The sequence below is a fragment of the Polaribacter septentrionalilitoris genome, assembly GCF_009832745.1.
Taxonomy (GTDB): Bacteria; Bacteroidota; Bacteroidia; order Flavobacteriales; family Flavobacteriaceae; genus Polaribacter; species Polaribacter septentrionalilitoris.
Genome location: NZ_VRMJ01000036.1, coordinates 67855 through 82401, shown reverse-complemented (window position 1 = coordinate 82401; position 14547 = coordinate 67855). Strand labels below are relative to the sequence as shown.

The 14547-nt window shown below is 31.0% G+C and carries 10 protein-coding genes; 2 read left to right on the top strand and 8 right to left on the bottom strand.

Features of this window, described 5'->3' with window-relative positions; all coding sequences use genetic code 11:
- Positions 1–12 precede the first annotated feature (12 nt).
- Positions 13–699, top strand: coding sequence for a tRNA (adenosine(37)-N6)-threonylcarbamoyltransferase complex dimerization subunit type 1 TsaB (gene tsaB / locus FP421_RS09935; protein WP_159950142.1), 687 nt, complete (start codon positions 13–15; stop codon positions 697–699).
- A gap of 4 nt (positions 700–703) precedes the next feature.
- On the opposite strand, the gene FP421_RS09930 is transcribed toward tsaB, so the two are convergent.
- Entirely contained in the window at positions 704–1510 is an 807-nt protein-coding gene (locus FP421_RS09930) for a mechanosensitive ion channel family protein (RefSeq protein WP_159950140.1), read from the bottom strand.
- Positions 1511–1572: 62 nt separating this feature from the next.
- Positions 1573–1929, bottom strand: coding sequence for a DUF1304 domain-containing protein (locus FP421_RS09925; RefSeq protein ID WP_159950138.1), 357 nt, complete (start codon positions 1927–1929; stop codon positions 1573–1575).
- Between the two features lie 283 nt (positions 1930–2212).
- On the opposite strand from FP421_RS09925, the gene FP421_RS09920 reads away from it, so the two are divergent.
- Positions 2213–2563 (top strand): toxin-antitoxin system YwqK family antitoxin, encoded by a 351-nt coding sequence (locus tag FP421_RS09920; RefSeq protein WP_159950136.1) that lies wholly within the window; start codon positions 2213–2215, stop codon positions 2561–2563.
- Between the two features lie 332 nt (positions 2564–2895).
- Here the strand turns inward: FP421_RS09920 and FP421_RS09915 are convergent, their stop codons facing one another.
- The 6 genes from FP421_RS09915 to FP421_RS09890 are packed head-to-tail and all read right to left on the bottom strand — an operon-like array spanning position 2896 to position 14475.
- Entirely contained in the window at positions 2896–3615 is a 720-nt protein-coding gene (locus FP421_RS09915) for an energy transducer TonB (protein ID WP_159950134.1), read from the bottom strand.
- A 58-nt stretch (positions 3616–3673) separates the two neighbouring features.
- Positions 3674–3979: a VanZ family protein gene (locus FP421_RS09910; protein WP_236548095.1), complete on the bottom strand. Its 306-nt coding sequence runs from the start codon at positions 3977–3979 to the stop codon at positions 3674–3676.
- Positions 3980–4031: 52 nt separating this feature from the next.
- Entirely contained in the window at positions 4032–4412 is a 381-nt protein-coding gene (gene gcvH / locus FP421_RS09905; RefSeq protein ID WP_159950130.1) for a glycine cleavage system protein GcvH, read from the bottom strand.
- Between the two features lie 19 nt (positions 4413–4431).
- Positions 4432–11577, bottom strand: coding sequence for a T9SS outer membrane translocon Sov/SprA (gene sov / locus FP421_RS09900; protein WP_159950128.1), 7146 nt, complete (start codon positions 11575–11577; stop codon positions 4432–4434).
- A gap of 4 nt (positions 11578–11581) precedes the next feature.
- On the bottom strand, positions 11582–12163 hold the full coding sequence (gene ruvA, locus FP421_RS09895) for a Holliday junction branch migration protein RuvA (protein ID WP_159950126.1): 582 nt from the start codon (positions 12161–12163) through the stop codon (positions 11582–11584).
- Positions 12164–12195: 32 nt separating this feature from the next.
- A complete protein-coding gene (locus FP421_RS09890; RefSeq protein ID WP_159950124.1) occupies positions 12196–14475 on the bottom strand; it encodes an NADP-dependent malic enzyme in 2280 nt (759 codons plus the stop codon).
- Positions 14476–14547: the final 72 nt, after the last annotated feature.

Here is a 14547-nt window from a genome sequence, read left to right as displayed (position 1 = left end):
AAAAAAACAGCATTGGCATTATTACTAAACATAGAAACAGCAACTAAAAATTGCTCTGTAAGTATTGCACGAGATGGAGTAGTCTTGGGTTGTAAAGAATTGAATAACGGACAATACTCACATGCAGAAGTATTGCACCCTTTTATTGATGCATTATTAAAGGATTTAAAGATAGATAAATCACAAATTGATGCAATTGCTGTAAGTAAAGGTCCTGGTTCATATACAGGTCTAAGAATTGGTGTGTCTGCAGCAAAAGGTTTATGTTTTGCACTGAATAAACCTTTAATTTCTATTGATACATTAACATCACTTTCTCATTCAATTCAAGTCGATGAAGGCATTATCATTCCTATGATTGATGCCAGAAGAATGGAAGTTTATGCATCTGTTTTTGATGATAAACATCAACAAATAAGAGAAATTAAAGCAGAAGTTATTGATCAGAATTCCTTTTCTAAATACTTAAATGATACTAAAGTCTTTTTTTTAGGTGATGGAGCTCAAAAGTGTAAAGACATTATAACACATAAAAATGCTGTTTTTATAGATGATAAGCATCCATCAGCAAAAGAAATGGCAGAATTATCATATATAAAGTACAAAAAAAACGACATCGAAGATGTCGCTTATTTTGAGCCTTTTTATTTAAAGGATTTTATTGTAATTCCAGAAAAGAAAAAGAAATCTATTTTTTAATTCTTTATTCAGACTTATTTATGTTTACTCTATGTGGGTAAGGAATTTCTATTCCTGCTTTGTCTAGAGCTAATTTTGCTGCTTCAGTTACATCAAAATAAACAGTCCAATAATCTGCTGTTTTACACCATGGTCTTACTGCAAAGTTTACAGAACTATCTGCTAACTCTAAAACAGTTACACTTGGAGCTGGGTCTTTTAATACTTTAGCATGCGAAGTTAAAACATCTGTAAGTACTTTTTTGGTTTCTTTAATATCGGCATCATAAGAAACACCAATTACTAAATCTACACGTCTTGTACCTTCTGTTGAATAGTTTACAATATTACCATTAGATAAGGTTCCATTAGGAATAATAATTTCTTTATTTGACAAACCTGTTAGCTTGGTTGTAAAGATTTCAATTTCTTTTACTGCTCCAATTTCACCTTGCGCTTCAATTACATCACCTATTTTAAAAGGTTTAAAAATCATGATTAAAACACCGCCTGCAAAGTTACCTAAAGAACCTTGAAGTGCTAAACCAACAGCTAAACCAGCTGCTGCTATTATTGCTGCAAATGAAGCAGTTTCAATCCCTAATTTTGCAATTACAGTAATAAACAATAATAACTTAAGAGCCCAACTAATTAGATCACCTAAAAACTTTTGTAAAGTAACATCTACATTACGTTTTTTCAAAATATTCTTTGTTGTTTTTACAACAATGTTTATAGCAAATAAACCGATAACTAAGATTGCTAGAGCGACCAAAATTTTTGGTGTATATTCTACCAATAAATTTTCTAATTTTTCAATGTATTCTCCCATTTTTTGTTTTTTAGTAATTAAATGTAAAAGTAATAGTTTCTATCTAGGAATAAAAAAGTTATCTAAAATATTAAAAAAGTTAATATTCCAACCAAAGCAGGTATAGTTTGAATGTATAAAATTTTAATTTTCTTGGTAGAATAAGCTCCATAAATACCAGCAATGCATATACACGCAAAGAAGAAAAGTGCAATATCTGATGATTTACTAATTAAAGCCCAAATAAGACCTGCTGCTAAAAAACCGTTATAAAGCCCTTGATTAGCTGCTAAAACTTTTGTTTCTTCAGCAAATTCTTTACTTTTTAAACCAAATGCTTTTATTCCTTTTTTGCTTGACCATAATACCATTTCTAAATACATGATGTAGATATGTATTAATGTAACAAGTAGAACGAGTATAATTTGTGGATAGTTCATAAATGTAAACGTTAAAATTAATTTGACAACAGTAATTGTTAAATACAATAGCGCCTTGTGAATCTAAAAAACAGATTTGATATTTTTATTAATTTTTCTACTTTTTGTAGCATTTCCTTAACCTATATTAGAATTTACTAAAAATTTCGACTCGATTTACAATAAATATACTCAAAATATCTTAACACACTTCAATGTTAATTTAATGTTACTAAAATGTTGTTTAAATGTAATTTATATATTATATTTGTAATGTAAATGTTAACTTATAAATGTAAGAGAGATGAAAAAATTAGCAATACTTATTATCCTTTGTGTAGCAACAATAGGGTATGCACAGAAAAAAGAACCAACTTATACAGCTGAAGGAGATTTAGTTAAAGCTACATATTATTATGAAGACGGAAGTGTTAAAACTCAAGGATATTTTAAAGAGAAAAAATTAACTGGGAAATGGGTTCGTTTTGACAAAGAAGGTAATAAAACACAAATGGCTTTTTATAAAGATGGTAAAAAAGTAGGAAGATGGTTTGTATGGACAGATTCTTCTTTAAAAGAAATAAATTATAGCAACAATGCAATTGTTGATGTTAATTTATGGAAACATGAAGCTAAAATAGCAGCAAACAAATAAAGTATCTTATTAGTTAACAAAAAACGCATTGAATTTTATTCAATGCGTTTTTTGTTGTTTTACATTTTAAAGATTACTCTATAAGTAGACAGAATGATCTATATTTTCTTTAATAATTTTATCATTGTTTGGAGAGTATTGTAAAAAAGGCCCCTAATTAAATAGTTATAATCCTTTTATAGGTTCTTTTTTTTATACTAAGAAAAAGAGTTTAGTGGTATTGCACTTAATATAGAAGAAGGTTATGTAATCCTATACTTAAGTGTTAAGTGTATAAAAAAAACTCAGAAGTATAACTTCTGAGTTTTTTTGAATTGTAAGTATTATAAAACCTATTCAACAATAAGTGTAAAAGGAATACTATATTTTACACCAACTGGTTTACCTCTTTGTCTACCAGGTTTCATTTTTGGTAATAGTTTCATTACCTTAATTACCTCACTCTTAATTTTTGGGTGTGGAGCTCTTGCATTTACATTTACAATGTTACCATTTTTGTCGATCTTAAATCCAATAAATACTCTTTTTCTACCAGCTGTTAAACCAAGTTCGTTTGGTAAATCCGCATCAAACTTTCTAGAAAAATGTTTTTGTACTTTTTTACTAAAACAAGCTTTTAATTGTGCTTTGTTTCCTTTACAACCAGGAAATACAGGAACGTCTTCAATAATCATAAAACTTACGTCTTCTACAACTTCTTCAACTTCTTCTACCTCTACGATTTCTTCTACCTCTACTGCTTCTGTTTCATCTGTTTCTGTAGATTCAATTACAGTTTCTTCAACTTCTTTCTCATCTTCTACAACTTCAATTTTTTCTGGAGTTGGTGGTGGTGGAGTTTTAGGTTTAACTGGTTCTACTCTTTCAGTAATTGGAATTTCCTCTTCCATTTCTGCGTTCATATTAACAGTTCCTAAATCACCAATAACTTTGTCATAAGTCTTCTTTTCGATTGCTGCATAAGTAACAAAAAGAGCTAAGACCAAACCTATTTGCATAAAGATTTTACTGTAATTCTCTAAGTTTGATTTTGGGTTTTTCTTGATTTCCATTGTAAAGAGTTTTTAATAGTTTGCTAATTTAATTAAATTATTGGTTTATATACAAGTCTTATAGAGAATTAACTTTAATTTTTTTTAAAATTTGATTAAAAACAATTAAAGCAAGCAGAATTCCTAACGAATTTGCCAAGATATCCATATAATCACCTGTTCTATAATCAGTTAATTTACTTTGTAGAACTTCAATAACTATGCCATAAATTACACAGCCTAAAACTATGTAATATTTTAAGTGCTTCTGTTTTTTCTTATAAAAAGAGAACAGCCAACATATTGTTAGTGTAAAATATGCAAATAAATGATATAGTTTATCTACATTGGTTGTAAAGTCGATATCTACTTTTGGCATCTTCATTAAACTAAGATATCCTATAAAAATAGTAATACCAATAGCAATAATGAAAAGATTATCCTTGAATAAGCTCTTTATAAGCCTCAGCATCTAATAAATCGTCTATTTGAGAAGCATCAGAAATTTCTAATTTTATCATCCAGCCTTTTCCATAAGGATCTGAATTTACTAATTCTGGGTCATCTTCTAATTCTTCGTTAAATTCAATAACTTCTCCTGTTAATGGCATAAACAGATCAGAAACTGTTTTTACAGCTTCAACAGATCCAAATACTTCACCTTCTTCTACAGTATCGTCCAAAGTATCTACATCTACATAAACAATATCACCCAATTCGCCTTGTGCAAAATCAGTAATACCTACAGTAGCTATATTGTCTTCAATTTTAATCCACTCGTGGTCTTTAGTGTATTTTAATTCTGATGGTAAGTTCATTTATATATTTTTTAAATTTTTAATTTCCTCCTAAGTTATAGATAATGTTAAATCCGCCATTAATAGCCTGTCTTGGGAACGTGGTAGAAATTGCATATCTTGATGTTTGATGATTGTAATAGAATGATGCTGTTAAACTATTGCTCAATCTATAATCGGCTGTAAATTTAATAGAAAATAATCTTTGTCCGCCGCTAATTTGGTTATTATCTTCATCTACTGCTCTAATTTGTGTTAAATTATCTCTTAAAGAAACATCTGCTCTTAAATTAATATCTCCTTTTAAGGTTTGTTTTTTTCCTGTAAACCTTGTATTAAATTTTACATTTTTAAACACATAACCTAATCCAAAAATATATTCAGTTCCTTTAATATCAGTTAGTGTGCTGTTATTAAAGTTCATGGTTAAGGTTCTGTCTCTTTTAACCTCACCTCTTAATGAGAATGAATTTCTCATTTTCATATCAACCTTCAATAAAGGAGAAAACTCATCAACTAAAGTTGCAGAAGAAACCAACAGCGCTGGTTCAAAATTATTAGCACTATTTAATTCTGGTGCGTTACCAGGCCCAATAGTATTTTGAGAATTCACTGAACCTACATAATTTAAATTATTGGTATATCCAGAAATAGTGTAAGATGACCTGTAACCATGGGAAACTACAAAATTGCTAAAGTTCTTTTTAAAGAATTTTAATTTCATTAACCCATTATATCTTAAAGTCCAGTTAGGTATAGGGATATTTCTAAATAATCCTGTATTTACTTTTTCTGGATCTTTACCAGAGTAAGCAGCCAAAAATGCAGGAAGTAATACTTGTTGGCCATTTTCATTAAAGTTGTTATTAGCAAAACCACTTTCTGTAAATAGTCTATTAGAAATGACACTTCTATAATCTCTTAGTTTTTGAAATAATACATCTCCATTGGTAAAAACAGTAGATATCATAGAATGACTTGTACTAAAGTTACCTGTTTCAAAAGTAGAAATATTTGTGTCTAAAGCTCCGAAAGTAGAACCATCATCAATAACATCTATTTGTTGAGAAATATCTCTTGTTTGAATTTTATTTCCTCTAATGTCAATATTTAAATCTTTTACTGGTTTTAATGTAAAGTTGTAATCTAATTTGTTATAATGAGTTCTACTATAGGTTTTATTATAGTATTCACTATTATTAGGATCTCTTGGAGCAACCAACCAACCGTTTAAAAGTGCTTGGTTTCTAATATCAACTTGACTACCAAAAGCAAAAGATGTAGAAGGTCCACCAAAGAAACTAACTTCTTCAGAAAAACCTTGTAATAATTGTCCGTTATTTTCTGAATAGCTAACCTTACCTTGCTTAACAGAGGTAAGCAAATCATATGTGCCTTTTAATATTTTCTTACCTAAAGACAATTTTTTTGATTGATTAATTCTTCTAGGTGTAGGAGGTAACCCTCCAGGACCTTTTAATCCCTTTGTTTTTTTACGTTGACTTTTAGTTAACAATAATTTTTCAAAACCAAGACTCTTGTAAAAACGATCGAAATTAACAGTTGTATTAATGTTATGTGTATTCGCATTTTGTATGTTATTTCCAATTTGTGAAACAATAGTTTGATCTTGAGAGGTTGCTTGCCAATCAAAGTCTGCTGTATAGGCATAATCTGCTTTGATAAAACTTAAGAAAGGTATTTTATCAATAGGTAAATTGTAGGTTGCATTTAATTTTTGATGATAATGATTTGGTCTACCAGTATTAAAGAAATCATCAAAGATTTGTAAATCATCATTGCTACCAAAAACATCATAAATATAACTGTTGGTTGCATTAAAGTTTAATTGTAAAGATTTTGTTAGATCAAATCCAATAGTGTAATCCCAATCAAACAAAAATCTACGTTGTTTTAATTCTGGTTGTGGAGATAACCCAGGAACTAAATTTCTTGATTGTTGTTCGTTATAACTTCTATTGATGCTAGAATTAATGGCTAAAGTTTTAGGAACAGGATTAAAGTTAAAATCTTTTAACAATTGCCAATACTTACCTGTAAACAAAGAATCGTTCTTTTTAAAAGGTTCAATAGGTTTAGAATTGAATGTAAAATTATAAGAAGCTGATGCTCTTACATTTTCATTAATTCTTTTTTGAATGTTGTAATTTCTTTGAAATTCTTTATTATGAGAGTAGGAAACTGCTAAGTTTTCTACATCGTAAAATTTAGGTTTTTTTGTAGAATTAGGATTCCTGTTTTTCTTTACATTGATAAAACTAATACTTGTTCTTTTGGTATAATCTCTAGAAAACTCACTATTTGGATTTTCCCCTAAGGCATCTTTGAGTTCTACATCTTGAAATTGTGGGTCAAATTTTGGATCGATAAAGCGTTCACCAATACTATAACTCATAGGTAATTGAATACCCCATTTTTGTGGAGTCAACACTTTTCCTAAATTAATAGTTGTGGCAATATCATATTGTTTGGTTTCGTCTAAACTTCTTTGATTTACTTTATCTTCAACATTTCCAAAACCGATGGTTTTCATACTTCCAGATAGTGAAACATTGGCTACATCAGCAAAATTTGCATCGGCATTTACAACTGCAGCCCAACCACCTTTGTTGTCAAAACCAGAAGCACGTAATTCATTAAACCAGACTTCACCACTTAAAGGTGTAGAAGTATCGTTTCTAAGTCCCAAAACAACTGTTCTAAGTTGCGCCAAAGTTGGGTTTCCTTTTACAGCTATTGTGTAAGGTATGTTGGGGTCTTGTTGCGATGAAACAAATAAATCTGTTATAGCTACTTGTGCGTTATCTCTTTCTAGTTTTACTTTTCCAAAGGTTTCTAAAAAGCCATTTAAGTTATTTTCTTCTGGCCAAATATCTAAAGCAGTTGCCTTATTTCTAGATACTTTTAGAGGCATCTCTATTTGATAAAAATTCTCATTTAAGTCTGTTCCTAATCTAATAATTGCTTTAAAATCTCCATCATTTACAGTACCTCCATTTTGATTTTCTTGCAAGTGTAAAAACATCTTTAGATTTTTAAAACGTCTTAAATCCATACTAATGTTTTTATAAATAGCTCTTGCACTATTAGCAGGTAACTGATTTACTTTTAAACTTACAGATTGTTCATTTTGTAATTGAACAGTGGTGCTACCTTGTAAACGCTCTCTTTCTATTCCTGGAGGTGTTAAATAATCACCCTCATTTTGTTCTATGTTTACAACACCAACTTCAAAATCATCTAACTCATTTTGAAAAAGTTCTCTATCAGGATTTATTGCAGGATTTAGTGTTCTTACATAACGTCTCCAATCTCCACGTACTAAATCTAATTCACCAAATCTAATAACCACAGGTATTTTAAAGTTGGTTAAGAACATTCTTACAAATCTAATACTGTTAAAATCGGTAATTCCATTCATAGGAGTTCCACTTCTAATAGGTACTCTAAATTGATACCAAGTAGTTCTTTGAGTTGCTCCATTTTCTAAGGTTACATCTGTAACTTTTTCATCAACAATAAAGTTCTTACCAACCACCAAGTCATTTCTGTTCATAGAAACTTTATACTCAAAAAAGCTTTCTACAGTATTCATGGTTTGGTCTCTGTTGATGTCTTCTACATCTGGATAGTTAGATGATGAAGTTGGAAAAGGTTCTGGAGATTGATTTAAAGTAGGCGAATTTCCTTGAGTATTGTTAAAATCTTTATATCTAGTGATGATAGAAGCATCTAAAGCATCTAATTGACTTCCTCTAAAAAACTGGAAGTTGTCTGCAGCAGGATCAGATAAGGTTGCAAAATTACCAATACCTGCTAAACCTTGTTCTTCAGTATCTCCTATCCCATCAAAACCTAAATCTTGATTTGTTCTAGCAGCGTCATCTTCACTAAATGCATAAATTATAGAAGGATTTGTAGGTACAAGTCCCCAGCGTGTTGGATCTGTATTTTGAGTTCCACCTAAATCTGGCAATCCGTTTTCATACATTTTACGACTATCTTTTAAGATGTCTTCAGAAATGTTTCCTAAGTTGATGTATAAATCTCCTACTTGATTAGTAATATCATTTGGATTGATTCCATTTGGTAAACCTTCAGCATTGGTTATTGAATAGTTTTCATAAGGATTCATCACCCAAAACTGAATGTATTCTACGTTGGCAACATCAAAGTTGTTAGTGTTTAACGGACGCATAATTCCACCCCAATTTGTTTGAGGATTTGGAAGTTTACCTTTACCATCAGATAAATCTGCATTTTGATTAAAGTTGTAAGAACCTCTTTCTTCTGGGAAATATGCCAAATCTAAGGTTCTAATTTGTGCGTTTTGAGTGATATCTAATTGTACGTTAGGAAACAACTCACTAAAATTAATTTGTCTGGTTTCTGCTCTAGACAATTGATCTGCATCGATACTTGCAGGAGTTTCGCCAACGCCAAAAAAGATCTGATCTATACTATACCAAGCTAATTTTGCTCTTTTATCATTGTAGGTTAAATCGTTATTTCTACCAAAAAAACGATCGTTTGTTTCATAACTTGGTGTACTGGCTTCATACCAATCTAATGGCGATAATAGACTTATAGGAACCTGAGATGCTTCAAAATCATCTAAATATGTAGCAGCTTGTCCAGTAACATCAATACCACTTGGAGTTCCTGGTAGCAAATAAGCCATGTCTGCTCTTACAGATAAGTTTGAAGGTGCATCTGTATCTACAAATGGTAATTTATTTGCCAGTTTTGTAAAATAGGGTACTTCAGTAGAATAATCTAGATTTAATCCAAACATGGTGTTGTTTATTGGATCAGAACCAAAATTTACTTTTGGCGTTAAAGGTCTTTCTAGTACATTTAAAACAGTTCCTCCAAGCACAAAATTTTCTGAGAATTTGTGTTCAACATCAATTCCCATAAAAGTTTTACGCTGTTGATTAAACACCGCATTATTTTCTGTTGACACGCTAATTGGTGTTCCAGAAGCTTGTAATCCAGGATCAATAATTTGTACACGCCCCAATTGATAATCAACTACATAATCTACTCCTTCTACCAATTGTCTTCCACCAGCAGTTACAGTTACAGAACCTCTAGGAACATTAAATGCACCTATAGGAATACCACCAGAACTTTCTGATTTGAAATACCCTTTTAAGAAGTATTTGTCTTTATTTTGAAAGTTGTTCTGAATGTTAATCTTAGTGTTTAAATACAGTTCTTTAAATAAAAATGATTCATCTACAGTTTCATCTAAACCAAAATTATCATTTGCGTTTTGTTTGATTAAATCATTACCAAAAGGTTCTGGCTCAGGGAAAAAGATATATCCATTTTGAGAGTTTACAGTTATACCTTCTACATAATCAAAAAATCCGTCTGCGCTTCTAAACTGACTTTGATCCAATTGATCTAAACGTAAAACTTGCAACAAAGGCAAGTTTGCAATACCAGCAGTTTGCGCATTTTGAAGCACATTAGAAGGAATACCTGTTTGGTCATCACGATATTGAATTTCAAAACGAAAACCTTCTCTTGTTAATGGAAAAGCGCCTAAAGCATATACGTTTTTCATCATCAAACGCCATATAGGAAAAGCTTCATTAGAGTTGTTAGTTCTTTTTGTTTGTAAAATTTCACTACGTAACATCTTTACCGCTAAAGTTTGCGGAGATTGAATTCCATCATTTGAAAATTCACCAACTTTAAATGATTTTTTTGAGCTTCCATTAACGCCACCAGCAACTGTATATTCATAAGCAACTGCTAAAACTTCACCATCATTTAATCTCCTATTTAAAGAAATAAATCCTAGTTGAGAATTTAATGTATACTCATTAGGGTCTAGTCTTCTAGCATTTTCTAAAATAGAATAATCTGTACCTTCACTCATTGCCATACTAAAACTTTGTATGGCAGAATTAACGGTAGAAATACTTCTAATGCCACTATTAGGCGTTAATAAACTAGATAAATTATTAGATTCATTTGTTGGAATATTTCCAGTATTTGTTGATGGAGGGTTGGTTGATTGAATGTCTCCACTTGTGTTTACAAGATTGTTATAACTGCTGTTAGGGTCATTGGTTTCACCTAAATCTGCAAAGGCAACAATGCTTCTAAAATCTTCTGTACTTGCATTTCTGTTTGTAATCCAAACTTCAATACGTGTAATATTAATTTGACTACTGATTAATGGATAGTTTTTAAGTGCATTTGCATAATTGTCAAAAAAGTATTGAGATAAAAAGAAGTGCCTATCTGTATCGTAATCTGTAGCTCTTAATTCAAATGGTTGAATAGATGCACCACCCTCTGCTATAACTGTATTGCTTTCAGAATTTTGCTGAGAAAAAACAGCAGTTACACTAGTTTTACCAAATTGTAACTTGGTTTTTACACCAAATAAACTTTGGGCTCCATTAATTAAAGAGTTTTTAATAGGCATGGTAACATTACCCGCTTCTATACCTTGAAGAATATCATCCTCTGTAGGAGTATAGTCTATTTTTACCATGTTTTGAAAATCGAACGTAGATTGCGTATCGTAATTTGCAGTAAATTCTAAGCGCTCACCAACTTTGGCTCTAAGACTCATATTGATTTGTTGATCAAAATCAAAATTAAAGTTACTTCTGTTTTCTTCTGATAGTTGTGGGTTTTCGGTATTTTGGTAATTAAAGCCTAATTTTAAATTTAGATTACCAGTTGGTGTAACTTTAATTGCATTTCCACCAAAAATATTTTCAAAGAAATCTGAATTTACATAATAAGTTGGTAACAAGTCTCTTTGAGCTCCTTTTGCTCCTTTTTTTCTACTGTTAGTTGCACTTACTTTATCTTTAAAGTATTGCATCATATCTCTTTTTAATCGATATTGTGCGTATTGTTTACGTGTTAAAAATATTGGAGTTCTTGTTTGATAATCGCCAATTTTTTCGATGATGACATATCTATTCAATTCTTTATCAAAAATGATTTCTTTTTTAGCGAGATAATCTAAAAATAAACCACCAGTTTGATCCTTTTTAAACTTATAGCGTAAGTCGATAGAATCTTTTTTAACAGTTGTAGAGTCTTTTTTTTGATTTTGTGCCTTGGTTGACCATGTTGCAAACAGCACAAAGGAAATTGTAATAAATATGTATTTTAAAAATTTATTCAATTGATTATAAATTTTTTAAGGCCAATTTTATAAGGTTTTCAACAGAAGCATCAGGATTTTCTGACATGATTTTAGAAACAACTTTATCAGCTTGTTTTTTATTAAATCCTAAAACTTCTAAAGCAGATAACGCTTCATCTTTATTAGTATTGCTTGCAGATGCAGAAACTTCATCTATATTAAATGTTTTTAAAATTTTATCTTTTAAATCTACAATAACGCGTTGTGCAGTTTTTGCACCAATTCCTTTTACAGACTGAATTACAGCTACATTTCCAGAGGCAATTGCATTCTGAATTTCATCTGAAGTCATAGAAGAACACATAGTTCTAGCTATACTTGGACCAACACCAGAAACTGAAATTAACAATTTAAAAACCTCTCTCTCTATTTTTGAAATAAAACCAAACAGTGTATGAGCATCTTCTTTTATAGACAAGTGTGTATAAAGTAAAACAGACTCATCTTCTGGTAATTTAGAAAAAGTATTTAGAGAAATATGTAATAAATAACCCACACCATTGCAATCTATAACTACATCTGTAGGGTTTTTCTCAACAAGTCTTCCTCTAATTTGCGTTATCATATGTTTTTTTTCAGGCTTCTAAAGTAACAATTTTATTTGTTTCTTCTCTCTTTTTCTTGAGCATCTACAGCAGCTAAAGCAGCCATATTTACCATTTCATCTACACTTGCTCCTAATTGTAAAATATGCACAGGTTTACTTAACCCTAAAATTACAGGTCCAATAGACTCAGCCTCATCTACTTGTTTTAATAATTTATAAGTAATATTTGCCGATTCTAAATTAGGAAATATCAATACGTTAACCTTTTTTCCGTTTAATTTTGAGAAAGGAAATTCTTTAGCTAACATCTCCGGATTTAAAGCAAAATCTGCTTGTAATTCACCATCAATAACTGTTTCTGGAAAATGACGATGCAAATAAGACACAGCTTCACTAATTTTTCTTGATGTTTCTGAGTTAGAAGACCCAAAGTTTGAAAAGGATAGCATTGCCATGTTCGGTTTCATACCGAACATTTTTACAAAGTTTGCAGTCATTTGTGAAATTTTCACCAAATCTTTTGCACTAGGATTCACATTAATAGTCGTGTCTGCTAAAAATAAGGGACCTTGTTTGGTAAGCATCAAATTGGCTGCCGCAATTTTTGTGATGCCTTTGTCTTTTTCAACTAATTCTAAGATTGGTCTTACTACTGTTGGGTAAGGTCTAGAATATCCTGTGATTAAAGCATCTGCTTCACCTTCATTAACCATCATTGCTGCAAAATAATTACGCTCTCGCATTAATTTTTTTGCTTCAGATAATGTTCTTCCTTTGCGTTGTCTGTTTTGCCAGTACACATCACCAAAACGATCTCTACGTTCTGATTCTTCATCAGTTTTTGGATCTATAATAGGTACATCACCATCAAAACCAATTTCTTCCATCAATTCTAAAATCACTTCTTTTCTTCCTAATAAAATGGGTTTTCCTAGTTTTTCTTCATGCACTCTTTGAGCTGCTTTTAGTACATCTAAGTGATCTGCTTCTGCAAAAACAATTCGTTTAGGGTTGTTTTTTGCTCTATTGTGTAGCAATCTAATTTCTTTACTTCCTGAGCCAGAACGTTCCATTAATGCATCTCTATATCTATCCCAATCTTCTATAGGTTCTAATGCTACACCAGAATCCATAGCCGCTTTTGCAATTGCTGGAGGAATTTCATAAATCAATCTTGGGTCAAATGGTTTGGGTATAATGTATTCTCTACCAAAGCTTAGACTTACTTCATCATAAACAATATTTACCTGTTCTGGCACTGTTTTTTTTGCTAAATCTGCTAAAGCATGAACAGCAGCCATTTTCATAGTTTCATTAATTTTTGTAGCTCTAACATCTAAAGCTCCTCTAAAAATAAAAGGAAAACCAAGTACATTATTCACCTGATTAGGATGGTCTGATCTACCAGTTGCCATTACCACATCTTTTCTTGTTTTTATGGCTAAATCATAATCTATTTCTGGAACAGGATTGGCCATTGCAAAAACAATAGGCTCTTTGGCCATAGATAACAACATTTTTGGTGTTACTACATTTCCTTTAGAAAGACCAATAAAAACATCTGCGTTTTTCATAGCATCTTCTAAAGTATTAACATTAAGTTCTGTGGCAAATTCTGCTTTTTGAGAAGTTAAATTACCTCTATCTTTTCTAATAACACCTTTGCTATCGCACATAATTACATTCTCTCTTTTTGCACCCAACTCTAAATACAAACGAGTACAAGAAATGGCTGCAGCACCAGCACCATTCACTACAATTTTTACAGTACTAATATCTTTTTTTGTAATCTCAACTGCATTTTTTAAAGCAGCAGCAGAAATAATTGCAGTTCCATGTTGATCATCGTGCATTACAGGAATATCCAACTCTTCTTTTAAACGTCTTTCTATTTCAAAAGCTTCTGGAGCTTTGATGTCTTCTAGATTAATTCCACCAAACGTAGGTGAAATTGCTTTTACAGTTTCTATAAATTTATCTACATCTGTAGCATCTACTTCTATATCAAAAACATCAATATCAGCAAAGATTTTAAACAACAAACCTTTTCCTTCCATCACTGGTTTTGAGGCTTCTGGCCCTATATCACCTAGACCTAAAACAGCAGTTCCGTTAGAAATTACAGCGACTAAGTTTCCTTTAGAAGTATATTTATAGACATTATTTCTGTCTTTTTCAATCTCTAAACAAGGTTCAGCTACCCCTGGAGAATAGGCTAAAGTTAAATCGTGCTGAGTTGCATATTTTTTTGTTGGTACAACAGCAATTTTACCTGGTTTTGGTTTTGCATGATAGAGTAAAGCTTCGTGTCTTTTTCTTGAATTGCTCATGAGTTGTTGGATTACACTAATTATAGTGAGCAAATATAGGATTTTCAACTCAAGAGTTAGTGAAATTACTCA